This window comes from Stenotrophomonas sp. CCNWLW57 (genome assembly GCF_037203925.1).
In the GTDB taxonomy this organism is placed as follows: domain Bacteria; phylum Pseudomonadota; class Gammaproteobacteria; order Xanthomonadales; family Xanthomonadaceae; genus Stenotrophomonas; species Stenotrophomonas rhizophila_A.
In genome coordinates, this window is the sequence record NZ_JBBCBJ010000001.1 from 284220 (window position 1) to 310276 (window position 26057).

Annotated in this window: 19 protein-coding genes and 1 riboswitch; of the genes, 12 read left to right on the top strand and 7 right to left on the bottom strand. The window is 66.9% G+C overall.

All coding sequences use genetic code 11. The features are described from left to right. Positions 1-5 precede the first annotated feature (5 nt). Positions 6-521, bottom strand: coding sequence for a hypothetical protein (locus V9K91_RS01285; protein ID WP_336442572.1), 516 nt, complete (start codon positions 519-521; stop codon positions 6-8). Between the two features lie 185 nt (positions 522-706). Here V9K91_RS01285 and ppa point away from each other — a divergent pair, with 185 nt between their 5' ends. Both ppa and V9K91_RS01295 read left to right on the top strand, forming a co-directional pair. Beyond that, entirely contained in the window at positions 707-1243 is a 537-nt protein-coding gene (ppa, locus tag V9K91_RS01290; RefSeq protein WP_068853925.1) for an inorganic diphosphatase, read from the top strand. A 152-nt stretch (positions 1244-1395) separates the two neighbouring features. After that, on the top strand, positions 1396-2517 hold the full coding sequence (locus tag V9K91_RS01295) for an HDOD domain-containing protein (RefSeq protein WP_095363564.1): 1122 nt from the start codon (positions 1396-1398) through the stop codon (positions 2515-2517). Positions 2518-2666: 149 nt separating this feature from the next. On the opposite strand, the gene V9K91_RS01300 is transcribed toward V9K91_RS01295, so the two are convergent. The 5 genes from V9K91_RS01300 to thiC all read right to left on the bottom strand — a co-directional run bounded on the left by V9K91_RS01300 (position 2667) and on the right by thiC (position 11708). Then, a complete protein-coding gene (locus V9K91_RS01300; protein ID WP_068853927.1) occupies positions 2667-5528 on the bottom strand; it encodes a TonB-dependent receptor in 2862 nt (953 codons plus the stop codon). 68 nt (positions 5529-5596) lie between these two features. Beyond that, positions 5597-6478 (bottom strand): helix-turn-helix transcriptional regulator, encoded by an 882-nt coding sequence (locus V9K91_RS01305; RefSeq protein ID WP_068853928.1) that lies wholly within the window; start codon positions 6476-6478, stop codon positions 5597-5599. Between the two features lie 123 nt (positions 6479-6601). Further along, entirely contained in the window at positions 6602-8908 is a 2307-nt protein-coding gene (locus V9K91_RS01310; protein WP_336442573.1) for a winged helix-turn-helix domain-containing protein, read from the bottom strand. Positions 8909-9201: 293 nt separating this feature from the next. Further along, positions 9202-9879 carry an ion channel gene (locus tag V9K91_RS01315; protein WP_068853930.1) on the bottom strand — a complete coding sequence of 226 codons (678 nt, stop codon included), beginning with the start codon at positions 9877-9879 and terminating at the stop codon, positions 9202-9204. Between the two features lie 35 nt (positions 9880-9914). Next, on the bottom strand, positions 9915-11708 hold the full coding sequence (thiC, locus tag V9K91_RS01320; RefSeq protein WP_336442574.1) for a phosphomethylpyrimidine synthase ThiC: 1794 nt from the start codon (positions 11706-11708) through the stop codon (positions 9915-9917). A 113-nt stretch (positions 11709-11821) separates the two neighbouring features. Beyond that, positions 11822-11923, bottom strand: a riboswitch (TPP riboswitch). 68 nt (positions 11924-11991) lie between these two features. On the opposite strand from thiC, the gene V9K91_RS01325 reads away from it, so the two are divergent. Beyond that, positions 11992-13563, top strand: a complete 1572-nt coding sequence (locus tag V9K91_RS01325) for a BCCT family transporter (protein ID WP_336442575.1) — start codon at positions 11992-11994, stop codon at positions 13561-13563. A 507-nt stretch (positions 13564-14070) separates the two neighbouring features. Here V9K91_RS01325 and ggt read toward each other — a convergent pair. Beyond that, complete coding sequence (gene ggt / locus V9K91_RS01330) at positions 14071-15789, bottom strand: gamma-glutamyltransferase (protein ID WP_336442576.1); 1719 nt, start codon at positions 15787-15789, stop codon at positions 14071-14073. Positions 15790-16283: 494 nt separating this feature from the next. Between ggt and ilvC the strand changes: the two genes are divergently transcribed. From ilvC to leuB, 9 genes are all read left to right on the top strand, one after another. Beyond that, positions 16284-17258 (top strand): ketol-acid reductoisomerase, encoded by a 975-nt coding sequence (gene ilvC, locus V9K91_RS01335; protein ID WP_210131007.1) that lies wholly within the window; start codon positions 16284-16286, stop codon positions 17256-17258. A 38-nt stretch (positions 17259-17296) separates the two neighbouring features. Continuing rightward, positions 17297-19033, top strand: a complete 1737-nt coding sequence (gene ilvG / locus V9K91_RS01340) for an acetolactate synthase 2 catalytic subunit (protein WP_068853935.1) — start codon at positions 17297-17299, stop codon at positions 19031-19033. Then, a complete protein-coding gene (locus V9K91_RS01345) occupies positions 19017-19277 on the top strand; it encodes an ACT domain-containing protein (RefSeq protein ID WP_068853936.1) in 261 nt (86 codons plus the stop codon). Before ilvG ends, V9K91_RS01345 begins: the two co-directional genes overlap by 17 nt. 105 nt (positions 19278-19382) lie before the next feature. After that, positions 19383-20480 (top strand): threonine dehydratase, encoded by a 1098-nt coding sequence (locus tag V9K91_RS01350; protein WP_307107933.1) that lies wholly within the window; start codon positions 19383-19385, stop codon positions 20478-20480. Continuing rightward, positions 20477-22030: a 2-isopropylmalate synthase gene (locus V9K91_RS01355; RefSeq protein ID WP_184125508.1), complete on the top strand. Its 1554-nt coding sequence runs from the start codon at positions 20477-20479 to the stop codon at positions 22028-22030. Before V9K91_RS01350 ends, V9K91_RS01355 begins: the two co-directional genes overlap by 4 nt. 11 nt (positions 22031-22041) lie before the next feature. Then, a complete protein-coding gene (locus V9K91_RS01360; RefSeq protein ID WP_320458022.1) occupies positions 22042-22824 on the top strand; it encodes a methyltransferase domain-containing protein in 783 nt (260 codons plus the stop codon). Between the two features lie 48 nt (positions 22825-22872). Further along, positions 22873-24294 (top strand): 3-isopropylmalate dehydratase large subunit, encoded by a 1422-nt coding sequence (gene leuC, locus V9K91_RS01365; RefSeq protein ID WP_184125512.1) that lies wholly within the window; start codon positions 22873-22875, stop codon positions 24292-24294. After that, on the top strand, positions 24294-24872 hold the full coding sequence (gene leuD / locus V9K91_RS01370) for a 3-isopropylmalate dehydratase small subunit (RefSeq protein ID WP_068853941.1): 579 nt from the start codon (positions 24294-24296) through the stop codon (positions 24870-24872). Before leuC ends, leuD begins: the two co-directional genes overlap by 1 nt. Next, positions 24862-25923 carry a 3-isopropylmalate dehydrogenase gene (gene leuB, locus V9K91_RS01375; RefSeq protein WP_095362893.1) on the top strand — a complete coding sequence of 354 codons (1062 nt, stop codon included), beginning with the start codon at positions 24862-24864 and terminating at the stop codon, positions 25921-25923. The genes leuD and leuB overlap by 11 nt, the downstream gene beginning before the upstream one ends. Positions 25924-26057: the final 134 nt, after the last annotated feature.

Below are 26057 nucleotides of genomic sequence, written 5' to 3' on the forward strand. Positions count from 1 at the left end.
GCAGGCTAGCGCAGGCAGTCTCCCAATGCCTCGAACACGGTTTTTCCCGTAGCGGGCAGCCGCTGGAACAACGGCTGCGGTCCGTCCAGTGCCGCCAGCAATGCCGCTACAGTGGTGCCGCCGCCGGTCGGGAAGTGGCACAGCCAGGTGGGCTGCTGCCGCTGCAGGGCGCCGGTCGCCGGGTCCACCCGCAGCTCGCTTGCAGCGAAGGCCCAGCCGCAGACATTGACCCTGCCCGTGGCCCGTTCGACCGAGCAGCGCAGTTTCAGCGGCTGGTAATCGGTGTACTCGCCTTCGCAGAAGGTATCGGGGCAGGCATCGTCGAAGCCGGCTTCAAGACGATGGCGCAGGTCGCGGAAGGCGGACCAGTTCGCCTGCGGCGTGGGGTAATCGACCAGATCGACGTGCAGGGGCGCAGCGGGCGGCGGGCTGGCGGCGGCCGGGCCGGCAACGGCCAGCGCCAGCAGGATCAACGCGGCCAAGGCGTTGGAGGGGTGGCGGGAAGGCAGTGGAAGGGTCATGGGCGTGCTCCGTGGAGGGACCTCCACCGTGCGCCTGCCCACGCCCGGGCGGGATAAGCCGGCTGCGCTGGCGGCGGTCGGCGATCGCCACTGCGGCGGGTCGGATAGTCCCCACCCTGCACGTTGGCCGGCAAAGGCATAAAATGGGAGGTCTTATCGCGCCATCCCCCCTCTCGGAGCACACCATGGGTCTGGAACTCGTCTCGCCCGGCAAGAACCCGCCGGAAGAAATCAACGTCATCATCGAGATCCCGAAGGACTCGGAGCCGGTCAAGTACGAAGTGGACAAGGAAACCGGCGCGATCTTCGTCGACCGCATCCTCTCCACCCCGATGCGCTACCCCTGCAACTACGGCTACGTGCCGAGCACCCTGTGCGGCGATGGCGATCCGGCCGACGTGCTGGTCGTGCTGCCGCTGCCGCTGGTCCCGGGTTCGGTGGTGCGCTGCCGTCCGGTGGGCGTGCTGAAGATGAGCGACGAAGCCGGCGGCGACGAAAAGATCCTGGCCGTGCCGATCTCCAAGGTGTTCAGCGGCTACGCGCACGTGGAAGACATCGAGCAGGTGTCCAAGCACTGGCTGGAGCGCATCGGCCACTTCTTCGAGCACTACAAGGACCTCGAGAAGGGCAAGTGGGTCAAGCTGGATGGCTGGGGCGGCGCCGCCGAAGCCAAGCAGATCCTGGTTGAAGCGCACCAGCGCTACCTGTCCAGCAACAGCTGAGGCTGAATGACCCTGCTCCGGCGCTGGTCGCCGGAGCGATGGGCATCACGTTTTTACAATGCGGCACATCACTGTTTGCGCCGGATTGAGTACATTGCGACTTCTACACCGTCCACGGTGGGGTTCACCGTGGTCACCCAGGGGATTGTGTCGTGCGTATTCTGCTAGTTGGGGACGAAGCCAGCCTGTCGGCTGAGCTGATGGATTTCATTGCCGATCTTGGGGAAGAGTGGCAGCCGCTGCGGGCACCCGATGGCCAGACGGCCATGAACATGGTGGCGTCCACGCCGGTGGATGCGGTGATCGCCTGCCCCTCCCTGCCCGATCTCAACGCCACCACGCTGCTGGGCCAGATCCGGACGCTGCGTCCGGAGACGATCCGCATCGCGCTGGTCGACGCGGCCCAGGGCAACCGCCCGCCGCCGGCACGCCTGATCGGCGTTGCCCACCGTTTCCTGCCGTTGCCGCTGGCACCGGAAGTGCTGCTTGAAGCGCTCACCAGCCTGGAAGAGCTGCGCGAGCTGCTCGACAGCGCGCGCCTGCGCAGCGCCATCGGCCGCATCGAGAAGCTGCCCTCGCCGCCGCACCTGTACCTGAGCCTGACCCAGGCGCTGGAGCACGACGACGACACCGACACGGCCGATGTCTCCAAGCTGGTGTCGGCCGATCCGGCGATCGCGGCCAAGGTGCTGCAGCTGTCCAACTCGGCCTTCTTCAACAGCGGCCGCACCATTTCCGACCTGCGCACCGCCGTGACCCGCCTGGGCCTGTCGACCCTGCGCGACCTGGTGCTGGCCAGCGAGGTGTTCTCGGCTTCGCCGCTGTCCAGCGGTGAACGCAACGCGCTGCAGCAGCGCGCGCTGCTCGCTTCGCGACTGGCCGCCAAGCTCCTGCCCGATTCCAGTGCCGAACTGGGCGCGACCGCCGCACTGTTGGCCGATATCGGCCTGCTGCTGCCCGGCGTGCGCAACGAGCGCAGTGAGCCGGCCGACGACGCCGACCCGCGCCCGGGCCACAGCGAAGCCGGTGCCTACCTGCTGGGGCTGTGGGGCCTGCCGATGCCGATCATCGAGGCGGTGGCCTTCCACCTGCAGCCGCAGCGTTCCAACACGCGCAGCTTCTGGGTGACCGGTGCGGTGCACGTGGCGCTGGCGCTGGTCAACGGCGACCCGGTGGACGAGGACTACCTGCAACGCGCGGGCGTGCTGGCCAAGCTGCCGCAGTGGCGGGACCATGCCAATGGGTTGATGGGGTTGGCTACGGCCGACGCTTGATGCTTCAAGCGTAGATCAACGGCCGGCCAACGGCCGGCGCTACCCAAAGCCGACCTTTGAAGGTCGGCTTTTTTCTTTGCCCTGCGGGCAAAGAAAGAGGGCGGCCCTTGCGGGCCGCCCTCCTTTTATTGCACCAGTGGTTCGATGGATCAGAACTTCTGGGTGTACTTCATGTACAGGAAGCGGCCGATATCGAAACCGCCGTAGTAGGCGAAGCTCGAGTTCGGTGCCGAGTACATCAGCGGACCCTTGTGGTCGAACACGTTGTTCGCGCCCAGGGCGATGGTGGCATCCCACGGTGCCTTCCAGCTGACCTGCAGGTCGTGGAAGGTGTTGGAACCGGTCTTGCGCAGCGGAGCCGCTTCGCCATTGGCGATGCGATCCGGGTCGGTGCAGCCGATGGCGATGCAGTCTTCGTTCATGCCCGAGTAGTAGCGAGCGGTGTAGTTCACACCGAAGTCGCCAAGCGCCCAGTTGACGGCCAGGTTCGAACGCACGCGGAACAGGGCATCCTGTGCCACGCGGCCGATCATGATGTTGTCACCCGCAGCGTTCTGTGCCGACTCGTCGTACTTGGCCAGGTAGCTGGTCTGCCAGTCGATGTTGAACTGACCAATGCCCAGTTCCGGCAGACGGTACTTGACGCCCAGGTCGTAACCTTCGGTTTCCATGGAGCCGAGGTTGGCGGTGCCGTAGGTCAGCGCGCTGATGTGGCCGTCAGCCGCACGCACGATGCCGTCGCAACGCGACGAATCGCCCAGCACGTAGCAGTCACGCAGGATGCGATCAACGCTGTCAGCGATGATCATGTCCTTGATCTCGTAACGGTACCAATCCAGCGAGACGTCCAGGCCCTGCACCCAACGCGGGCTCCAGACCAGACCGACGGTCTTGCTCTTGGAGGTTTCCGGCGACAGGTTCGGGTTGGCACCGGAGATGAACTGGTCACCGGACTGGCACGGCAGGGTGCCGCACACTTCACCGGCCTGGCCCAGCTGCACGTAGTTGGCCGGAACGCCAGCCGCCGAGCACGGGCCGTTGCCGGCAACGCTGCCCGGTGCGGTGGTGCCGCACGGATCGATGTAACGCTCGAAGCTGGAGCTCAGGCCGCCGTACAGATCGGCGATGGTCGGAGCGCGGAAGCCCTCGGCGTAGGTGCCGCGGACCAGCAGCTCGTCCATCGGACGCCAGGTCAGACCGAACTTGCTGTTGGTGGTGCCACCGAAGTTGCTGTAGTCCGAATAACGGCTGGCAACGTTCAGGGTCAGTTCCTTGGCGAACGCCATGTCGGCCAGGATCGGCACGTTCAGTTCGAGGTAGACCTCGTTCAGATCGTACTCACCCTGGGTCGGCTTCTGGCCCAGGCCGGTGGACATGCCCGACTGTGCGAAGGCGTCCGGCACGTAGCTGCCTTCTTCCTTGCGGTGCTCCACGCCCACGGCGAAGCCGAGGTCGCCGGCCGGCAGGGCCACGATGGAACCCGACAGGTTGGCGGTGAAGCTGGTGGTCTTGGTCACACCACGGGTGGTGTAGGTCGGGAACAGGAAGTCCTGCAGGTCCTGGTCAGCCAGCGAACCCTGGCCTGCAACGCCGTACGGCAGCAGCGGGTTCCACGGACGGCAGTCACCCAGCGCGATCGGGTTGGCAGCGGTACCGCACTGTGCCACGCCCTGCGCGTTGATGAAGGACGCACCCAGCGCCTGCTGGGAACCGATCAGGCTCATGTCGCCGCGCTGGGTCTTGATCGACTCATTGCGGTTCCACAGCGCGCCGACGTCCCAATCGAAGGACTTGCCGGCCAGCTCGAAGTAGCCGCTGATGGTCGGCGCGAAGCGCAGGGTCTTCAGCTGGCTGTCGGTGGTACGCGGCACTTCCCACAGGCGGCGACGGAAGTCGACGTCCTGGCCGCCGACGCCATTGACGGCGGTCGGGTTGAAGGCGCTGTCGGCCGACAGCGGGGTTTCGAACGAGGTCGACTGGTACGGGTAACCGGCGATCTGCTGGAACGTGTTGCGCTCGTTGTAGAGCACATCGGTGTTCAGGCTGATGGTGTCGGTGAAGTCGTAGGTGCCGTTGATGTACAGCGACTTGCGCTCAACGCCGGTCAGCAGGCTCATCTGCTCGTTGGAGTTGGCGTACTCGGCACCGGTGATCTGGTGGTAGTCGTTCGGGTTGTTCGGGTTGCCACCCGGGTTCAGGGTCTTCCACACCGCCGTGTCGGTATCGGTGCAGTCCACCTGCGTCGGGTTGCACCAGCTGCCATTCTGGCTGACGGCGCTCCAGTCAGCGGTGGTGGAGTTCGGGCCCTTGCCGCCATCGCGGCTGTACCAGCGGTCCTTGGCCCACACCGGATCCTGCTTGGCGTATTCGGCCGACAGGGTCAGGCTGCCACGCTCGCCGGTCGCACCGAGGGTCATCGAGTACTGCTGGTTGTCGCCGTCGCCCTTGTCGTACTGACCGAAGTAGACGTTGACTTCACCACCGTCGACGTTCTTGCGGGTGATCACGTTGACCACGCCGGCAATGGCGTCCGAACCGTAGATCGAGGAGGCGCCGTCCTTCAGGACTTCAATGCGCTCAACGGCCGACATCGGAATCTGGCTCAGGTCCTGCAGGCCCGAGGTGGTGGCGCCGAGGCGCTTGCCGTTCATCAGCACCAGGGTGCGCTGGGCGCCCAGGTTGCGGATGTCGACATAGGCACCGCCCACGTCTTCGCCCGAGGACAGCGAATCCGAACGCGAGATGGCCGGCGAACCGGCCGAGGTCAGGTTGTTCAGCACGTCGGCGACGCTCGAGAAGCCCTGCTTTTCCAGGGATTCGCGGGTCATCGTCAGGATCGGCTGCTGGGTCTCCATGTTGGCACCGCGAATACGCGAGCCGGTGACCGAGATGCGATCCAGGTCAGTGGTGCCGGAGGCTGCTTCCTGTGCCGAAGCGAAGCTCGGCACGAGCGCCAGCGCAATGCCGGCCGGCAGAAGGCCCAGCCGCACTGCGGGAGTACGAAAATTCATCAATCTCTCCAAGGTACGTTAGTAGCGTGTTAAACCGCCTCGGAAAGTTACGATTGCGTTACCGTTAATTATTTGCGCGATGCCACCGGACTCTTTGCCGACTTTGGCGAAAGCGATCCACCGGTCTGCCGGAAGCCCGATGCCGACTGGCCATAACGGGCGCGGAACGCACGCGCGAAGCTGCAGCAGTTGTCGAAGCCGCTGGCGGCGGCCACTTCGCCGATCATCATGTCGGTGTCGCGCAGCAGGTCTGCGGCGCGCTCCAGGCGCAGGCGCGCCGACAGCGACTGCGGGCTCTCTTCGTAAAGGCTCTGGAACGTCTTGGACAGGTACCAGCTGGAGAAGTTGGTCAACTCGGCCAGTTCGCCGATGCGCACCACCCGGTGGCTGTTGCCTTCCAGGTACAGGCGCGCACGCTGCATGCGGCCGAACACCTGGCGCTTGCGGATGCGCGAGCGGCCCGGGCAGCGCTGCACGCCGGTGGCCATGCCACGCTGCATCGAGGCCAGGTGCAGCAGCACCGGGCGCAGGGCCTGCGCGGGCTGGCCACTGGCCAGCGCATCGCGCCACAGGCGCAGCGCCACCCGCACTTCACTGCGGCTCATGCTGCCGCGGCCGGCGTACAAGCTGCAGTCGGCCAGCTCGCCCAGCGCGCGCAGGGCTTCCGGGGCCAGGCTCAGGCCGATGCACAGGCCATCGCGGCCGGCCTGGATCATCGGCTTGGATTCCTTCTCGAACGCAATCCACTCGCGCTGGCGCAGGCGGAAGCGGCCTTCCTTGGATTCGACCCACGCGCTGCCGCGCAGCTGCATCCACACGGTGAAGGTGGTGCCAGCCGTCTGCAGGCTGCCCAGCCGGGCCACGCCCAGGCAGGTGGGCAGCGGACCGTCGTCGACGATCTTGTCCAGGGAGAGCGATTGGCCGCGATCGGCGAGGGAAAGCTGACGCATGACGTACACCGGGGTTTGCCGTTACGGGGCAACCGTTTTGCCAAGTCAGGCGGTCTGCGTCAGGACGTTTCGACGAGATTGATCCGAATTCGCCACGACGCCCCCACGAAAGAAGTACGAAGACTACTTTCCTTTCCAGAACAACAGGTTGGGCACCGACGAGAACACGGGTCGGGGCGGCTCGGGCAGCGTCATCACCCCGATGTCGGCGCCGTCTGCGACCGCCAGGGCCAGGTACAGGGCGCTGCCATCGGGCTGCGCGCTGAAGCCGTTGCCGGCGCTGAGCCGATCGGCGTCCAGGCAGTACTCCGCCCCCTGCGACGGGCTGTTGATCCGTGCGAACACGGTGGAGCAGTCGGCCCGGCTGGACAGGTAATCCAGGCTGCCATCGCGGGCCACCGCCCAGGTGCGGTAGCGCCAACGCGAGGGCCGGTCCTCGCTGACCTGCTGGATGCTGGCCGGATCCAGGCGCAGATCGGCCGACCACAGCCCGCCGGCCGCCAACCGGGTGAACAGCACGCGCTGGTGGGCCGCATCCAGCCGCGCCTGGGACACCCCATCGACGTGGCCCAGCAGTTTCCACGGCTTGGTGCGCCGATCGAACAGCGACAGGCGCATGCGTTCGTCGTCGTCGCGCTCCACGACCAGCACGTGGTCGTTGTCGCCGGCGTACAAGGCCTGCAGGGGCTGCGCCACCGGCACCGGCAGCGCTACGATCTGCTCGTCGCGCGGTGAAACCTCGTAGATCACCGGCCGCGCCTGGGCATCACGGCCCGATACCAGCAGATGGGTGCTGTCAGGCGACCAGTCGGCGGATTGCCGGGTTTCAGGACGCAGGCCTTCCACCGGCCGCAGCGATTCGGGGCGCGACAGGTCCGCCCACCACAAGCCGTAGTTGCCGGAACGATCGGAGGTAAACACCAGCTGCCGGCCATCGGGCGCCAGCATCGGCTGGCCATCGCGACCGTTGGAAGGGAACAGGCGTTCGGGCGTGCCGGGTCGGCCGTCCTTCACCGGCACGCGGAACAGGCCGAACTGCGCCTTGCGGTGCACGAAGGCCAGCATGTTGTTGCTGCGCGACAACGCCGGCGACTGCGCGTCGTCCAGGCCCACATCGCGCAGCGTGCGCGTTTCGGTATCCAGTTCGTACAGGCGTGCTTCGCTGTCCACGCGGCGCCCGAACACGATGTGCCGGCTGTCGCCCCGCCAGGCCCAGCCACGGATTTCGGCCGAATCGTTGGTCAGCTGTTCGGGCACGCCGCCGCTGGCCGGGAGGCGCCAGAGGTCGCCGATCTGCGGGTTGCGCACGAACACGATCCAGCGGCCGTCCGGCGAGAAACGCGGGGCGTAGTCGAAGCTGTCGTCGGCAACCTGGTAGTCCACCGGGGTCCATGCACCGCTGGCGATGTCCAGCACGCGGATGCCGCGATAGGCATGGCGGCCGGACAGCGAGCCGAACACCAGGCCACGCCCGTTGGGCGTCCAGTCGAAGCTGAGCAGCTCGGTGCCGTCGCAGCGCGTGACATGGCGGATCGCACCCCCGGTCGCACTGGCGATCAGCACCTCGCAGCTGCCCTCCGGCCCGAACCGCGCAAATGCGATATCGCGGCCGTTCGGCGACCAGTTCGGGAAACGGTCGGAATGGCCCGCAGGCGTATCGGTCAGCAGCCGCGCGGGCGCGTTGCCGGAGGTCTGCACCTTGATCGCACTGCCGCCGCCAGTCGCATCGTCGGCCTCGTAAGCCACCTGCGATCCATCCGGCGATACGGTCGGGTAGGTCTCGAAGCCGGCCGTGGCGGTAATCAAACGATATGGGCGCTGCGGGCTGCCGACCACGCGGCTGCCGTCTTCCAGCACGCCACTGCCTTCAGGCCCGCGCGGCGGGCGCTGCAGCAGCAGTGCGGCCATCACCAGCAGGGCGATGAACATGCCCAGGCCGATGGCCAGGAACACATAGCGCCGGTTGCGCCGCCAGCGGCTGCGTGGGCGCGGCGCCGGGGTTGCCGCAGCAAATACGGCGGCCAGCGCATCGCGTTCGTCTTCGTTGGGCGCGGCATCGACGTCCGGGCCGGGCTCCACCAGCACCGACACCGGCTGCAGCAGCCGGTAACCGGTCTTGGCGATGGTTTCGATATAGGCGGTGCCGGCGTCGTCGTCGCGCGAGAACGCCTTGCGCAGCTGGGTGATGGCCTGGGTCAGCACATCGTTGGTGGGCAGCGTGTCCGGCCAGACCTCGGCGAACAGTTCCTCGCGGGTCACCACCGCACCGGGCACGCGCATGAGCACCTTGAGCACACCCAGCGCCTTGGGCGTGAGCCGGCGCGGGCGACGCGCGCCCTCCACCACCACCTCACGCGACGACAGCGTGATGGTGCAATCGCCGATCCTCAGGCGGTCGGCAGCGGGTGTCTCACTATCCAGGCTGATCATTCCGGCGCTACGTAATACAACTGAACAACAGGAACGCAGCATTCATCGAATCAACCACAGATCGAACGAACCGCCAGATTCCGCACACGTCATCAGTGCAAAGGGCAAAGACACTGAAGCGCGCGAATACTAGCCTATGCCGGTTAACTGCGCCTGTGCGCGCAGAGGACATCAGGCCTCTCTCGCCGACGAATCCACATAAATTGCTTCAACATTCGCGCCGCTTGGCGCGAATTTTTTATCTGCGATTCAGCAACCTTTTAACGTTGATTCAGTAATTTTTTATTGACGATTCAGTTTCGGGCATTGCGGATCATGGTCAATCCGACCAGCCGCGACACCACCAACGCTACGTACATCACGCCTGCGAACTGTTCCAGCATCACCAGTGCGCGTGCTTGTGGATGCACCGGCACCACGTCGCTCAGGCCCACCCCGGACAACAAACTGAAGCTGAGATAAAGCAGCTCCATCCAGGTGCGCAGTTCGCTCTCGCTGGTGGCCACGAAGCTGCCCGGAAACCACTGCTGGCAGACGGCGAACGCAAAGGCGAACGCCCAGGCCAGCAGCGTGAAGGTCGCGCCCGCGGCGAACAGCTCGTCGCGGGTCACCTTGTGGTCCTGCAGCATGTAGGCGATCAGGCTGCCTGCCGTATAGAAATACAGCAGGCATTCCAGCAGCTGCGCGGTGGTGACCAGCGCCGGCCGCCCCAGCAGCGCCCCGGACAGGGAGAACACCACCGAGGGAATGGCCAGCAGCAACGCCACCCACATGCCCAGCGGGCTGCGCCGCACCACCCACAACGCCAGGCCAAGCACTGCGATGCCGAACGCGCCGAACAGCGCGCGCCCGGCCCCGGACTCGTCCATGGCCGGGTACAGCAATACGCCCAGCAGCTGCACCCCCAGCAACCAGGCCGAAGGGTGCCGGCGGGCGATGGCCAGCCATCGGGTGGTGCGCGCTATGGCCATCGTGCTGTCCCTGCCCCTGTGTTGATGGCCGAAGCTTAACGGCTGTCGCGGCCAGGCGGCATGACGGCCGCCCCGGCCGCGTAGTCGCGCACGTCCTGGGTGATCTTCATCGAACAGAAATGCGGGCCGCACATCGAGCAAAAATGGGCCTCCTTGTGGGCGTCCTTGGGCAACGTTTCGTCATGGAACTCGCGCGCCTTCTCCGGATCCAGGCCCAGGTGGAACTGGTCTTCCCAGCGGAACTCGAAGCGCGCCCTGCTCAGCGCGTTGTCGCGCACCTGCGCACCTGGGTGGCCCTTGGCCAGGTCGGCGGCGTGGGCCGCGATGCGGTAAGCCATGATGCCGTCGCGCACGTCCTGGCGGTTGGGCAGGCCCAGGTGCTCCTTGGGGGTGACGTAACAGAGCATGGCGGTGCCGTACCAGCCGATCATCGCCGCGCCGATTGCGCTGGTGATGTGGTCGTAGCCGGGCGCGATGTCGGTGGTGAGCGGCCCCAGCGTGTAGAACGGCGCCTCGCCGCACTCACGCAGCTGCTTGTCCATGTTCTCCTTGATCAGCTGCATCGGCACATGGCCGGGGCCTTCGATCATGGTCTGCACATCGTGCTTCCAGGCAATCCTGCTCAGCTCGCCCAACGCTTCCAGTTCGCCGAACTGCGCGGCATCGTTGGCGTCGGCGATGCAGCCGGGGCGCAGGCCATCCCCCAGCGAGAAAGTCACGTCGTAGGCCTTCATGATCTCGCAGATGTCCTCGAAATGCGTGTACAGGAAGTTTTCGCGCTGATGGGCCAGGCACCACTTGGCCATGATCGAGCCGCCGCGCGAGACGATGCCGGTCACCCGCCGCGCGGTGAGCGGCACATGGCGCAGCAGCACGCCGGCATGGATGGTGAAATAGTCCACGCCCTGCTCGGCCTGCTCGATGAGCGTATCGCGGAAGATTTCCCAGCTCAGGTCTTCGGCACGGCCATCGACCTTTTCCAGCGCCTGGTAGATCGGCACGGTGCCGATCGCCACCGGCGAGTTGCGCAGGATCCATTCGCGGGTTTCATGGATGTGCTTGCCGGTGGACAGGTCCATCACGGTGTCACCGCCCCAGCGGATCGCCCACACCAGTTTCTCCACCTCCTCGGCGATGCCCGACGACACCGCGCTGTTACCGATGTTGGCGTTGATCTTGGTCAGGAAGTTGCGGCCGATGATCATCGGCTCGCTCTCGGGGTGGTTGATGTTGTTGGGCAGCACCGCCCGCCCGCGCGCGATTTCCTCGCGCACGAACTCCGGCGTGATAGAGGCGGGGATGGAGGCACCAAACGACTGGCCGGGGTGCTGCATCAGCAGCGCCTCGTCACGGATGGCCTCGAGGCGCTGGTTCTCGCGGATCGCCACGAACTCCATTTCCGGAGTGATGATGCCGCGACGGGCATAGTGCATCTGGGTGACGTTGGCGCCGGCCACGGCACGTCGCGGTTGCAGCCGCGACGGGAAGCGCACCGCGTCCAGCCGCGCATCGGTTTCGCGCGAACGCCCGAACGCCGAGCTGGGCCGGTCCAGCAGTTCGGTGTCGCCACGCTCGGCGACCCAGCCGGCACGCAAGGCGGGCAAGCCGGTGGACAGGTCGATGCGGGCCTCGGGGTCGGTGTACGGGCCGGAGGTGTCGTACACCGTCAGCGGGGCGTTGTCGCCACTCAGCGCAATCTCGCGCATCGGCACCTGCAGGTCGCAGCGCGAGCCGGGCACGTGGATCTTGCGTGAGCCGGGAATGGGTCGGGTGACCGACTCGGACAGCTGCTGGGCCTGTTGCTGCAGGGCGGAAGGGTGTGCGTTCATCGGGCATCGTCCTGGGTTGTCGGTGCGAGGGTTCGCACAGCGAGGGACGAAGCGGCGGCGCACGGCCGGCGCGCGTCGCGCGGATCCCAGGCGGGGGCTGGGCGGCGCGGTGCATCGGCTGTTGCGAAGCTTCCCTACGCCGGTATCAACCGGATCAGGTTCGAAGGGACTGTCTCAACCGAGGCCACATGGCCGCGGTACCCCCGCTTCGGGGCGGATTAGACCACACCTGCACCGGAAGTGTGAACAGCCATGTCATGCCGCCTTGGCTAGACTGCCGCGCATGGTATTTCGACTCTCCATCGCCCTGGTGGTACTGCTGGTGCTGGCCGCTGGGGTGGCACCCGACCCGTTCAACGAGATCGTGCGCGGCGGGCTGGTGCACATCGTCCGCAGTGCCGGCTGGCTGTACCTGCTGGTGGTGTTCATCACGCTCTCGTTCCTGCTCTATCTCGCTTTCGGGCGGCTGGGTTCGCTGCGGATCGGCGGTGAAGATGCCGAACCGGATTTCTCCAACGCCAGCTGGATGTCGATGCTGTTCGCCGCCGGCATGGGCATCGGCCTGGTGTTCTGGGGCGCGGCCGAACCGGTCTCACACTTCGTCACCCCACCCGAAGGCCTGCCCCCGCAGAGCATGGAAGCGGCACGCGCCTCGATGCGCTATGCGTTCTTCCACTGGGGCCTGCACCCGTGGGCGATCTACGCATTGATCGGGCTGGCGATGGCCTGGTTCCAGTTCAACCGCAACGGCCGTGGATTGATCAGCGACCTGCTGCAGCCGCTGATCGGCGCGCACCACCGGCGGTGGATCGGCACCGTGGTCAACGTTGCGGCGGTGGTGGCCACCGCGATCGGCGTGGCCACCACGCTGGGCTTTGGCACCATCCAGATCGCCGCCGGGCTGGAGCGCGTGTTCGGCCTGCACGCCGGCGCGCCGCTGCAGCTGACCATCATCGCCGTCGCCTTCGTGCTGTACATGGCCTCTACCGCCAGCGGCGTGCACCGTGGCATCAAGTGGCTCTCCAACTTCAACCTCGGCCTGGCCGCGTTACTGCTGGCGCTGGTCCTGGTGCTGGGCCCCACTGCCTTCATCTTCGATACCTTCACCACCACCATTGGCGCCTACCTCAACCAGCTGGTGACCATGAGCCTGCGCATGTCGCCATTCTCGGGCAGCACCTGGGTGGCCGACTGGACGATCTTCTACTGGGCGTGGTGGATTGCCTGGGCACCGTTCGTGGGCTCGTTCATCGCCCGCGTCTCGCGCGGGCGCAGCATCCGCGAATTCGTGCTCGGCGTAGTGATCGCACCCAGCGTGCTCGGCTTCCTGTGGTTCTCGGTGTTCGGCGGCACCGCGCTGTGGTCGCAGATCTTCGGCCATGTAGACCTGGTGCAGGCACTGGGCACCGGCTACGAAACCGTGCTGTTCACCATGTTCGACAGCCTGCCGCTGCCCACCGTGCTCTCGGTGATCGCACTGGTGCTGCTGATGATCTTCTTCGTCACCTCGGCAGACTCGGCGGTGCTGGTACTGGCCAGCATGTCCACCGACGAAGCCGGCGACCCGCCACTGTCGCGGAAGATCACCTGGGGCGTGGCGATTGCCCTGATCGCCGCCGTGCTGTTGCTGGCCGGCGGCCTGGACGCGCTGCAGGGCATGATCACCATCGCCGCCCTGCCCTTTGCACTGCTGATGCTGGCCGTCATGTGGTCGCTGTACCGCGTCCTCGACATGGAATACGCCCTGCAGCGCCGCCGCGCATTACGCGCGCGGCGGATGATGGATGCCTGGATCGAGCGAGAGATCGCCGCGCAGGAAGAGACGCGTGATGAGGCGTCGCGGGCGGATACTTAGCGCGTAAGAGCAGCGTTTCAGTTCTTACTGGCAGGGGGCGACCGTCGGGTAGCCACGCTCCGGGACACGCCGTAAACCCATCCATGGGGGCTTGGCAAAAACATCCATGTTTTTGACAGTCCCTCCGGTGGCTACCCGCCGGCCGCCCCCGACAGACGGTCGCCTGCGGATACGAAAATCAGACACGCATGGCGTGTCCCTACGCGGTGCGCTGGTAGGTTCGGTTCCCGAACGAACCCACGGAACACACCACCGTCCGGTAACGCATGGAAATGATCGGCACTGCCGTTGATCTTCCATGGCCACCAACACACCGTCGAGGGTCGGCGGGGGCGGGGGTACGGGGGCTTTGCGAAACATGGATGTTTCGCAAGAGCCCCCAGGGATGGGTTCACGGCGCCCCCCGTACCCCCGCACCCGCCGGCCCAGCTCAGACCAACCGATGGCCACCGGCTGTTCGCAAAGATGCATGAAGCAGCCACGCACCGCGTGGCTCCACCTGACTGCTCAGTATCCGGCTGCCTGCCCATCCTTGCGACTTTCCGAAGCACCGTAATACACCCCGGTTTCCGGGTCGCGCATGATCGCCTGGTACCCACCGTACGGACCGTCAGCGAACGTCACGCGGTGCCCCTTGCGCATCAACGCGCGCACCGTTTCATACGGATAGCCGGTTTCCAGGTTCACCTCGCCACCGTCGCTCATCGCCGTGGCCTGCCCGGTCGGTTCGGTCGAGCCTTCATGCTGGATGCGCGGCGCATCACCGGCTTCCTGCAGGTTCATGCCGAAGTCCACCAGGTTCATCACGATCTGCGCGTGCCCCTGCGGCTGCATCGCACCGCCCATCACGCCAAAACTCATCCACGGCTTGCCGTCCTTGGTCACGAAGCCCGGAATGATGGTCTGGAACGGACGCTTGCCCGGCGCATAGCCATTGGGGTGGTCCTTGCGCAGCACGAACATCTCGCCGCGATCCTGCAGGATGAAACCCAGCCCCGGCGGCGCCATGCCGCTGCCCATCCCACGGTAGTTGGACTGGATCAGCGACACCATCATCCCGTCCGCATCGGCCACCGTCATGTAGATCGTGTCGCCCTCTTCCAGCTGCTTCGGCGTGCCTGGCTGCACCTCGCGAAGCGCCTTGTCCATTGAAATCAGCTTGCGCCGCTCGGCCGCATATTCCTTCGACACCAGCTTGGCCACCGGCGCCGGCTGGAACGCCGGATCGGTGTAGAAGCGCGCACGGTCCGCGAAGGCCAGCTTTTTGGCTTCCACGAACAGGTGCACATGCTCCGGCGAGCCGAACGGAATCTTCGAGAAGTCGTACCCCTCCAGCACGTTCAGGATCTGCAGCGCCGCGATACCCTGGCTGTTCGGCGGCAGCTCCCACACGTCATACCCCCGGTAGTTGCTGCTCACCGGCTCCACCCACTCGCCGTGGTGGCTGGCCATGTCGTCGTAGCTCAGGTAACCGCCATTGGCCTTGAAGTAGGTGCCAATCGTGCGCGCGATGTCGCCCTTGTAGAACGCATCGCGGCCGCCCTGCGCGATCTGCTCCAGCGTGTTGGCCAAGTTCGGGTTCTTCCACACCTCACCCTTGCGCGGCGCGTGCCCATTGATCGTGAACTGCTCCTTGAAGCCCGGATACTGCGACAGCTTCGGCACCGACCGGTCCCAGTAGTAGGCGATCACCTCCGCCACTGGGTGGCCCTCGCGTGCGTAGCGGATCGCCGGCGCCAGGTTGTCGGCCATCGGCTTGCGGCCGAAGCGGTCATGCAGCGCGAACCAGCCATCCACCGCGCCCGGCACCGACACCGGCAGTGGGCCCGTGGCCGGGATGTCCTTCAGCCCCTGGCGCTGGAACTCGGCCAGGGTCAGCGACTTCGGCGAACGGCCCGAGCCGTTGTAGCCGTACAGCTTCTGCGTTTTCGGATCCCACACGATCGCGAACAGGTCCCCGCCCACCCCGTTTCCGGTGGGCTCCATCAGCCCCAGCGCGGCATTGGCGGCGATCGCCGCATCCACCGCCGAGCCACCGCCCTTCATCACATCCAGCGCGATCTGCGTGGCCAGCGGCTGCGAGGTGGCCGCCATCGCGTGCGGGGCGATCACTTCCGAGCGGGTGGCAAAGCCGTGCCCGGTGACCCGGTCGGCGGCAGAAGACAGCATCGGCAGGGCGCACAGCAGCGCGGCAGCCAGGGCGGCACGGACAAGGGGTCGGGTCACGGAGGAGTTTCCTGGAGGGGTGGAAAGCGTTCGATGGTGGCGGTTGAGGCGTGCTGCGCACATCCGACAATGGTCATGCACGGGGCCATCCACGACAGCCTGATCCGCGCAGAAACCGGGCTTCAAAACTTGAATTGACGTTCACCGGAACGCTTTCACGCGCAACCATCCTTATGCGGCGGGGCTTTGCGCTGGATACAGCCGAAACCGTTGGAAATTGTCCAAACACGGTTGACAGCGGCAAAACCGCTGTGGTTTTCTCGATCACATGTTGCAGCGCCACACGCCCATTCGCGAATCCATCGAGCACGCCGGTCCCGGCGCGGCCTCCATCCGTTCGCTTCTTGTCCTCGTACTTATTACCCAGCCAACAGGTGCGGGACGGACCGGCGTGTAAGTAGAACTGCCAGGTATCCATCAAAACCCGCACCCACCCTGGTGCGGGTTTTTTCGTTTCAGAACCCTCCGATTTCTTCCTCCAAAGGACCTCCCCCATGAGCACCAACGACCTGCCCCAGATCAAGATCGCTGTTGTCGGCTACGGCAGCCAGGGCCGCGCCCACGCATTGAACCTGCGTGAATCCGGTTTCGACGTGGTCATCGGCCTGCGTCCGGGCGGCCCGACCGAGGTCAAGGCACAGGCCGACGGTTTCACCGTCAAGGCACCGGCCGAGGCGGTCAAGGATGCGGACCTGGTCGCCGTGCTGACCCCGGACATGGTGCAGAAGAAACTCTACGAAGACGTGCTGGCCCCGAGCATGAAACAGGGCGCGGTGCTGCTGTTCGCCCACGGCCTGAACGTGCACTTCAACATGATCGCCCCGCGCGAAGACCTGGACGTGGTGCTGGTTGCGCCCAAGGGCCCGGGCGCGCTGGTCCGCCGCGAATACGAAATCGGCCGCGGCGTGCCGTGCATCTGGGCGGTCTACCAGGACCGCAGCGGCAAGGCCGCCGAGTACGCCCTGGCCTATGCCGCCGGCCTGGGCGGCGCACGCGCCAACCTGATCCAGACCACCTTCAAGGAAGAAACCGAAACCGACCTGTTCGGCGAACAGGCCGTGTTGTGTGGCGGCGCCTCGGCACTGGTCCAGGCCGGGTTCGAAACGCTGGTGGAAGCCGGCTACCAGCCGGAAATCGCCTATTACGAAGTGCTGCACGAACTGAAGCTGATCGTGGACCTGTTCTACGAAGGCGGCATCACCCGCATGCTGGAATTCATCTCCGAAACCGCGCAGTACGGCGATTACGTGAGCGGCCCGCGGGTGATCGACGCCGGCACCAAGGAGCGCATGAAGGCGGTGCTGGCCGACATCCAGGACGGCACCTTCACCAAGAACTGGGTGGCCGAATACGAAGCGGGCCTGCCGAACTACAACAAGTTCAAGCAGGCCGACCTGGAACACCCGATCGAGAAGGTAGGCAAGGAACTGCGCGCCAAGATGGTCTGGTTGCAAAGTCAAGCCGCGTAACCGCGCGGCTCCCCCACCGCTTTCGCAAAGGTCACCGCATGAACACCTCCGCACACAGCACCGCGCCCCGCAACGGCGCACGCTGGTTGACGCAGGCCCTGGAAGCCGAGGGCGTCGATACGCTGTTCGGCTATCCGGGCGGCACCATCATGCCCTTCTACGACGCCCTGGTGGATTCAGGGCTGAAGCACATCCTGGTGCGCCACGAACAGGGCGCGGCGCTGGCGGCAAACGGCTATGCCCGCGCCAGCGGCCGCGTTGGCGTCTGCGTGGCCACCTCCGGTCCGGGCGCTTCCAACCTGGTCACCGGCATCGCCGATGCGATGCTGGATTCGGTGCCGATGGTCTGCATCACCGGCCAGGTCGCCACCCCGCTGCTGGGTACCGACGCGTTCCAGGAACTGGACGTGTTCGGGCTGACCCTGCCGATCGTCAAACACAGCTGGCTGGTGCGTTCGGTCGACGACCTGCCGCGGATCGTCCGTGAGGCGTTCCGCATTGCGCGCGAAGGCCGCCCCGGCCCGGTGCTGATCGACCTGCCCAAGGATGTGCAGATCGCCGACGCCAGCCACCTGCCGGCGCACGTGCCGGAAACGGTCAACCCGCCGGTGGCCCCGGCCGACGCCGCGCTGGCCGATGCCATCGCCGCGATCCAGGCCGCCGAAAAGCCGGTGATCTACGCCGGCGGCGGTGTCGCGCTGGGCGATGCGGTGGAGGACTTCCGTGCCTTCGTCGATGCCACCGCCATTCCCACCGTGCTGACCCTGCGCGGTCTGGGTGGGCTGCCGGCGCAGCACCCGCATTACCTGGGCATGCTGGGCATGCACGGCACCCGCGCGGCCAACATGGCCGTGCAGGAGAGCGACCTGCTGGTGGTGGTCGGCGCCCGCTTCGACGACCGCGCGACCGGCAAGTTGAACGAGTTCGCCCCGTTCGCCCGCGTCATCCATATCGATGCCGACGCGTATGAGATTTCCAAGCTGCGTACCGCCGATGTGGCGGTGCCGGGCAACGTCGGCACCGCGCTGCGCGCACTGACTGCGGCCCTGCCGCGCGCCGCCGCATCGCAGGAGTCGTGGCGCAAGCGCTGCGCCGGGCACCGCGAGCGCTTCGCCGCACGCTACGACGCACCGGGCGCGCACATCTATGCACCGGCGCTGCTGAAGCGCCTGAGCGAAGTGGCGCCGGCCGACGCGATCATTGCCTGCGATGTCGGCCAGCACCAGATGTGGGTGGCGCAGCATTGTCGGTTCAACCACCCGCGCAACCACCTGACCAGCGGTGCGCTGGGGACCATGGGCTTCGGCCTGCCGGCGGCGATGGGCGCGCAGTTCGCCTGCCCCGACCGCACCGTGGTGCTGGTCTCCGGCGACGGCAGCTTCATGATGAACGTGCAGGAGCTGGCGACCATCGCCCGCTGCCGCCTGCCGGTGAAGATCGTGCTGCTGGACAACAGCTCGCTGGGCATGGTCCGCCAGTGGCAGGAGCTGTTCTTCGCCGAGCGCTACAGCGAGATCGACCTGTCCGACAACCCGGACTTCGCCGCGCTGGCCAAGGTGTTCGGCATTCCGGCCACCCGCATCGAGAACCGCGACGACGTCGAAGGCGGCCTGGCCGCGCTGCTGGCCGAACCCGGCCCGGCGCTGCTGCATGTGGCCATCGATGCGCGCGCCAACGTATGGCCGCTGGTGCCGCCCAACAACGCCAACAGCACGATGCTGGAAAGCAACCCCGCCCATCAGCCCCAGGAGTTCCCCCATGCAATACCGGCTTGACCTGGTGCTGGTTCCCGCCGAAGGCGCGCTGCTGCGCGTTATCGGCATGGCCGAACGCCGTGGCTTTGCGCCGCGCGCGATCGTGGGTGCGCCCAATGCGGCCGACGATGGTCGCTGGCACCTGCAGTTGGTGGTGGACAGCACCCGCCCGCCGGAGACGTTGTGCCGCCAGATCGAAAAGATCTATGACTGTGTTTCGGTGCGGATCAGCGCGCTGGAGCCGGGTACTGGGGTAACCGTATGAACGCCCGCGCCGTGGTTCCGGTGCCGGTACGGAGGGGTCTTCTTCAAGGCCCGTCGCCCACGCACGACCGCGTCCGTCATCCCGCGTGCGATCTGCGGAGCCGCCATGCCGCCTAGCCGTGCCCCGCAGGAATCGGAGGTAGGCGACGTAAGCGTCGCCGACGTGCTGGCCGCGCAGGCGCGGCTGCGCCGGTTCCTGCCGCCCACGCCGCTGCATTATGCGGAGCGGTTCGGCACCTGGCTGAAACTGGAAAACCTGCAGCGCACCGGCTCGTACAAGGTGCGCGGCGCATTGAACGCGCTGCTGGCCGGGCGCGAACGCGGTGATGACCGCCCGGTCATCTGCGCCTCGGCCGGCAACCATGCCCAGGGCGTGGCGTGGGCGGCCTACCGGCTGGATATCCCGGCCATCACGGTGATGCCGCACGGTGCCCCGGCGACCAAGATCGCCGGCGTTGCCCACTGGGGCGCCACCGTGCGCCAGCACGGCAGCAGTTACGACGAGGCGTACGCCTTCGCGCGCGCCCTGGCCGACCAGCACGGCTACCGCTTCCTGTCCGCCTTCGACGATCCGGACGTGATCGCCGGCCAGGGCACGCTGGGCATCGAACTGGCCGCGCATGCGCCGGACGTGGTGATCGTGCCGATCGGCGGTGGCGGGCTGGCCTCCGGCGTCGCGCTGGCGCTGAAATCGCAGGGCGTGCGGATCGTCGGCGCGCAGGTCGAGGGCGTGGATTCGATGGCCCGCGCAATCCGCGGCGACACGCGCGAGATCGCACCGGTAGCCACCCTGGCCGACGGCGTGAAAGTGAAGATCCCCGGCACCCTGACCCGCCGCCTGTGCAGTGCGCTGCTGGACGACGTGGTGATCGTGCGCGAAGCCGAGCTGCGCGAAACCCTGGTCCGGCTGGCGCTGGAAGAACACATCATCGCCGAAGGCGCCGGCGCGCTGGCGCTGGCCGCCGGCCGCCGCGTGGCCGGCAAGCGCAAGTGCGCGGTGGTCTCCGGCGGCAACATCGACGCCATGGTGCTGGCCCAGCTGCTGTCCGACATCCGCCCGCGCCCGCCGCGCAAACCGCGGCGCCGCGCCAGCGAGCGGACACGGCCACCGCTACCGACCGTGCTCGCGCCACCCCCGAATTCCATCGTCCTTCCTTCCCCTACCTTGCCATCCGACCTTGCCGTCGAGGAGACCTCCTGGTGAATACGCCCAACTCCCCCCGAATTCGAATTTTCGACACCACCCTGCGTGACGGCGAGCAATCGCCCGGCTGCAGCATGAGCCCGCAGCAGAAGCTGGTGATGGCACGCGCGCTCGACGAGCTGGGTGTGGACGTCATCGAAACCGGCTTCCCGGCCAGCTCGCAGTCCGACCGCGACGCGATGGCGATGATCGGCCGCGAAGTGCGCCGGCCGACCCTGGCGGTGCTGTCGCGCTGCCTGGCCGCCGACATCGAAACCTCGGCCAGGGCCCTGGACGCAGCCGCCAATGCGCGCCTGCATGTGTTCCTGTCCACCAGCCCGCTGCACCGCGAGCACAAGCTGCGCATGAGCCGCGAGCAGGTACTGGAATCGGTGCACAAGCACGTGAGCCTGGCGCGCAGCTACATCGACGATGTGGAATTCTCGGCCGAGGATGCCACCCGAACCGAAGAAGACTTCCTGATCGAAGTGGCCCGCGTGGCCGTCGCTGCCGGCGCCACCACCATCAACCTGCCCGACACCGTGGGCTTCACCACCCCGGAAGAGATCCGCGGCATGTTCCAGCGGGTCATCGCCGGGGTGCCCGACAGCGACCGCATCATCTTCAGCACGCACTGCCACAACGACCTGGGCCTGGCCGTGGCCAATTCGCTGGCGGCCATCGAAGGCGGCGCCCGCCAGGTGGAGTGCACCATCAACGGCATCGGCGAGCGCGCCGGCAACTGCTCGCTGGAAGAGCTGGCCATGGTGCTGAAGGTACGCAACGCCTTCTACGAGGAAGACACCCGCATCAACACCCCGCGCATCGTGTCCACCTCGCAGCTGCTGCAGCGCCTGGTCGGCATGCCGGTCCAGCGCAACAAGGCGATCGTGGGCGCCAATGCCTTCGCGCACGAATCGGGCATCCACCAGCACGGCATGCTGCGCCACCGCGGCACCTACGAAATCATGCGCCCGGAAGACGTGGGCTGGGAGAATTCGCAGATGGTGCTGGGCCGCCACAGTGGCCGCGCGGCGGTTGAAGCGCGCCTGCGTGCACTGGGCTTCTGGCTGGAGGAAGAAGAGCTGAAGCTGGTGTTCGAGCAGTTCAAGACCCTGTGCGAGCAGCAGCGCGTGGTCACCGACGCCGACCTGCAGGTACTCATGCAGGGCAGCTCCACCCAGAACGGCTACCGGCTGGCCTCGATGACGATCAGCGACGTGGGCAGCCGCGCCAACGCGCTGGTCGAACTGTCCGACCCGGACGGCAACCGCGTGGCCGAAACCGCGCAGGGCGATGGCCCGGTGGACGCGCTGTTCGGCGCCCTGTCGGCCGCCACCGGCGTGCAGTTGATGCTGGACAGTTACCACGTGCACAGCGTGGGCATCGGCGCCGACGCGCGCGGCGAAGCCAACCTGAGCGTGCGCCACGACGGCGTGGAGTACGAAGGCACCGGCACCAGCCGCGACATCATCGAAGCCTCGGCGCTGGCCTGGCTGGACGTGGCCAACCGCCTGCTGCGCCAGCGCCAAGCCAGCGCCGAACACCCCGCGGCCACTGCCGCCGCCTGAGGAACCCACGCATGAGTGCCTTCGACAGCCCCTACACCGCCGATGCTTCCCAGCACTGGAACGCGCACGACTACGCCATCGACGCCGGCTTCGTGCCGCTGCTCGGCGGTGCGGTGGCGCGCCTGCTCGACCCAAGGCGCGGCGAGCGGATCCTTGACCTGGGTTGCGGCGATGGCGTGCTGAGCTTCGATCTGGCACTGAGCGGCGCGCACGTGACCGGCGTGGACAGTTCGCCGGAGCTGATCGGTGGCGCGCGTGCGCGTGGGATCGATGCACGGCTGATGGACGCGCATGCGATGACCTTCGAGCGCTGCTTCGATGCGGTGTTCAGCAACGCGGCGCTGCACTGGATGCGGGAACCGGACAGGGTGATCGACGGCGTCCGCCGTGCGCTGCGCCCCGGTGGCCGCTTCGTCGCCGAGATGGGCGGCCAGGGCAACGTGGCCACCATCACCAGCGCACTGCAGGCCGCCCTGTGCAGCAACGGCCATGCGGTGCCGGCGTTCCCGTGGTACTTCCCCAGCGCGGACGCGTACGCCGACCGCCTGCGCGCGCACGGCTTCCAGGTGCGCCATATCGAATGCCTGGCACGCCCGACCGTGTTGCCCACCGGCATGCAGGGCTGGCTGCGCACCTTCGCCTCGCCCTTCCTGGTGGGGTTGGATGCCGCCCAGCGCCAGCGCGTGCTGGATGACACCGTGGCGCTGTTGGCGCCGACCCAGCGCAACGCGCACGGCCAATGGACCGCCGATTACGTGCGGCTGCGCTTCGAGGCGCGGCTGCGCACTTCCTGACCGACCCGAACCGCCCTATCGTCACATGAACCACAGCAAGGCCATTCCATGACCCCAGCTCCCCGCACCCTGTACGACAAACTGTGGGACGCCCACGTGGTCGTGCCCGAATCGGACAGCGCGCCCGCCGTGCTGTACATCGACCTGCACCTGATCCACGAAGTGACCTCGCCGCAGGCCTTCACCGAACTGCGCGAGCGCGGCCTGTCGCCGCGCCGCCCGGACCGGACCAAGGCCACCATGGATCACTCCACCCCGACCCTGCCGGCCGGTGCCGACGGCAAGCTGCCGTACGCCAGTGCCGCTTCGGAAGCCCAGGTGGCGATGCTGGCGCGCAACTGCGCCGAGCATGGCATCGAGCTGTTCGACCTGCAGTCGGCCAACCGCGGCATCGTGCACGTGATCGCACCCGAGCAGGGTTTCACCCAGCCGGGCATGACCATCGTGTGCGGTGACAGCCATACCTCCACCCACGGTGCGTTCGGTGCGCTGGCGTTCGGCATCGGCACCAGCGAAGTGGGCCACGTGCTGGCCACCCAGTGCCTGCTGCAGCGCAAGGCCAGGACCATGGCGATCACCGTTGATGGCGCACTGGCGCCGGGTGTGGGCGCCAAGGACGTGGTGCTGCACATCATTGGCGTGATCGGGGTCAACGGCGGCACCGGCCATGTGCTGGAGTTCCGGGGCAGCGCGATCACCGCGATGGACATGGAGCAGCGCATGACCCTGTGCAACATGTCCATTGAAGCCGGCGCGCGCGCCGGCATGGTCGCGCCGGACCAGGTCACCTTCGACTGGGTAGCCAATACGCCGCGCGGCCCCAAGGGCGCGGAGTTCGACATCGCCGTGGCGCAGTGGAAGCAGCTGCGCAGCGATGCCGGCGCGCGCTTCGACGTGGAAGTCCACATCGACGCGGCCGACATCCGCCCGACCCTGACCTGGGGAACGCATCCGGGCACGGCGATCGCCGTGGACGCCCCGATCCCGGCCGCCAACGACGCGGCCGACCAGAAGGGCCTGGATTACATGCACTTCCACGCCGGGCAGACCCTGGCCGGTACGCCGGTGGACGTGGTGTTCGTCGGCTCGTGCACCAACGGCCGGCTGAGCGACATGCGCGAAGTGGCGCAGGTGCTGCAGGGCCGGCGCGTTGCCAATGGCGTGCGCATGCTGGTGGTGCCGGGTTCGGAGATCGTCAAGCGCCAGGCCGAAGCCGAAGGCATCGATACCATCGTGCGCGCCGCCGGTGCCGAATGGCGCGAGCCGGGCTGTTCGATGTGTATTGCCATGAACGGCGACCTGGTCGCTCCGGGGCAGCTGGCGGTGAGCACAAGCAACCGCAACTTCGAAGGTCGCCAGGGCCCGGGCTCGCGCACGCTGCTGGCCTCGCCGATGACGGCCGCCTGGGCAGCGGTGAACGGCCACGTGGCCGACCCGCGTGAACTGTACGCCAGCCAGGAGGTGGCCTGATGAGCGGCTTCCGCACCCTGACCTCGACCAGCGTGGTGCTGCGCGAGACCAACATCGACACCGACCAGATCATTCCGGCGCGGTTCCTGTCCACCACCGAACGCGCCGGGCTGGGCAAGCACGCATTCAACGACTGGCGCTGGCAGGCCGATGGCAGCCCGAACCCGGGTTTCGCCTTCAACCAGCCGCACAACGCCGGGCGCAGCATCCTGCTGGCCGGGCGCAACTTCGGCTGTGGCTCCTCGCGCGAGCACGCGCCGTGGGCATTGGCCGACCTGGGCCTGCGCGCGATCGTCAGCAGCGAAATCGCTGATATCTTCCGCGGCAATGCGCTGAAGAACGGCCTGCTGCCGATCGTGCTCGACGAAGCCGACGTGCAGACGCTGATGCAGCGCCCGGACGACGCGTTGACCGTGGACATCGCCGCGCGCGAGCTGCGCACACCCGATGGCCGGGTGTATTCCTTCCCGCTGGACGGCTTCTCGCAGACCTGTCTGCTGGAAGGCGTGGACCAGCTGGGGTATCTGTTGGGTCGTACCCCTGACATTGAACGTTACGAGAGTGAACATGCACGCTGAGATTGTCGTATTGCCCGGTGATGGCATCGGTCCGGAAGTCGCCGCAGCCGCGGTTGCGGTGCTGGGCGCGGTGGCCGAACGCTTTGCCCACACCTTCCATTTCAGCGAACACGATATCGGCGGCATCGCCATCGACCGCCACGGCGAGCCACTGCCGGCGGCCACGCTGGAGGCCTGCCGCCAGGCCGATGCGATCCTGCTGGGCGCGGTGGGCGGCCCGAAGTGGTCCGACCCGAACGCGAAAGTGCGCCCGGAACAGGGCCTGCTGGCCATCCGCAAGGCGCTGGGGCTGTATGCCAACCTGCGCCCGGTGCGCACCCACCCGGCGGCGCTGGGCGCCTCGCCGATCAAAGCGGAGCTGCTGGAGGGCGTGGACTTCGTGGTGGTGCGCGAGCTTACCGGTGGCATCTACTTCGGTGAAAAGACGCGCACGGCCGACACCGCCAGCGACCTGTGCAGCTACAGCGTGGGCGAGATCGAGCGGGTGATGCGCAGTGCGTTCCGGTTGGCACGGCAGCGCCGTGGCAAGGTCACCTCGGTGGACAAGGCCAACGTGCTGGAAACTTCGCGCCTGTGGCGTGACGTGGCGGCGCGGATCGGCCGCGAGGAATTCCCGGAGATCGCGCTGGAGCACCAGCTGGTGGATTCGATGGCCATGCACCTGCTGGCCAAGCCGCGCGAGTACGACGTGATCGTGACCGAGAACATGTTCGGCGACATCCTCACCGATGAGGCTTCGATGCTGGCCGGTTCGCTGGGCCTGCTGCCGTCGGCGTCGCTGGGTGAGCCGGGGGCGGTGGGCATCTACGAGCCGATCCACGGGTCTGCGCCGGATATCGCTGGCAAGGGCATCGCCAACCCCTACGCCACGATCTTCAGCGCCGCGATGCTGCTGCGCCATTCGCTGGGATTGGAAGCCGAAGCAGCCGCCGTGGAAGCGGCCGTACATGCCGCGCTGGACGATGGGGTATTCACCGCCGACCTGGCCGCGAAGGGCCAGGCCGTGAGCACCACGCAGGCCACCGACGCGGTGTTGGCGCGTCTGGGATAAGCGGCGGCCCAGAGGCAGAGCGGACTGGTAGAGCGGACTGTCAGTCCGCTGCTCTTGGCGCAGACCCACACACTGCGCGAACGGCAGCGGACTGACAGTCCGCTCTACCCCCCTTGTGCATCCCGTTCGGGATA

What these genes read in the sequence shown, in the direction of transcription:
- V9K91_RS01325 (WP_336442575.1), top strand. Translation starts at nt 11,992, where the DNA reads ATGGTATTTCGACTCTCCATCGCCCTGGTGGTACTGCTGGTGCTGGCC.
- V9K91_RS01350 (WP_307107933.1), top strand. Translation starts at nt 19,383, where the DNA reads ATGCCGCCTAGCCGTGCCCCGCAGGAATCGGAGGTAGGCGACGTAAGC.
- V9K91_RS01310 (WP_336442573.1), bottom strand. Translation starts at nt 8,908, where the DNA reads ATGATCAGCCTGGATAGTGAGACACCCGCTGCCGACCGCCTGAGGATC.
- ilvG (WP_068853935.1), top strand. Translation starts at nt 17,297, where the DNA reads ATGAACACCTCCGCACACAGCACCGCGCCCCGCAACGGCGCACGCTGG.
- leuD (WP_068853941.1), top strand. Translation starts at nt 24,294, where the DNA reads ATGAGCGGCTTCCGCACCCTGACCTCGACCAGCGTGGTGCTGCGCGAG.
- thiC (WP_336442574.1), bottom strand. Translation starts at nt 11,708, where the DNA reads ATGAACGCACACCCTTCCGCCCTGCAGCAACAGGCCCAGCAGCTGTCC.
- V9K91_RS01345 (WP_068853936.1), top strand. Translation starts at nt 19,017, where the DNA reads ATGCAATACCGGCTTGACCTGGTGCTGGTTCCCGCCGAAGGCGCGCTG.
- V9K91_RS01305 (WP_068853928.1), bottom strand. Translation starts at nt 6,478, where the DNA reads ATGCGTCAGCTTTCCCTCGCCGATCGCGGCCAATCGCTCTCCCTGGAC.
- V9K91_RS01315 (WP_068853930.1), bottom strand. Translation starts at nt 9,879, where the DNA reads ATGGCCATAGCGCGCACCACCCGATGGCTGGCCATCGCCCGCCGGCAC.
- ilvC (WP_210131007.1), top strand. Translation starts at nt 16,284, where the DNA reads ATGAGCACCAACGACCTGCCCCAGATCAAGATCGCTGTTGTCGGCTAC.
- V9K91_RS01300 (WP_068853927.1), bottom strand. Translation starts at nt 5,528, where the DNA reads ATGAATTTTCGTACTCCCGCAGTGCGGCTGGGCCTTCTGCCGGCCGGC.
- V9K91_RS01285 (WP_336442572.1), bottom strand. Translation starts at nt 521, where the DNA reads ATGACCCTTCCACTGCCTTCCCGCCACCCCTCCAACGCCTTGGCCGCG.
- ppa (WP_068853925.1), top strand. Translation starts at nt 707, where the DNA reads ATGGGTCTGGAACTCGTCTCGCCCGGCAAGAACCCGCCGGAAGAAATC.
- V9K91_RS01360 (WP_320458022.1), top strand. Translation starts at nt 22,042, where the DNA reads ATGAGTGCCTTCGACAGCCCCTACACCGCCGATGCTTCCCAGCACTGG.
- leuB (WP_095362893.1), top strand. Translation starts at nt 24,862, where the DNA reads ATGCACGCTGAGATTGTCGTATTGCCCGGTGATGGCATCGGTCCGGAA.
- leuC (WP_184125512.1), top strand. Translation starts at nt 22,873, where the DNA reads ATGACCCCAGCTCCCCGCACCCTGTACGACAAACTGTGGGACGCCCAC.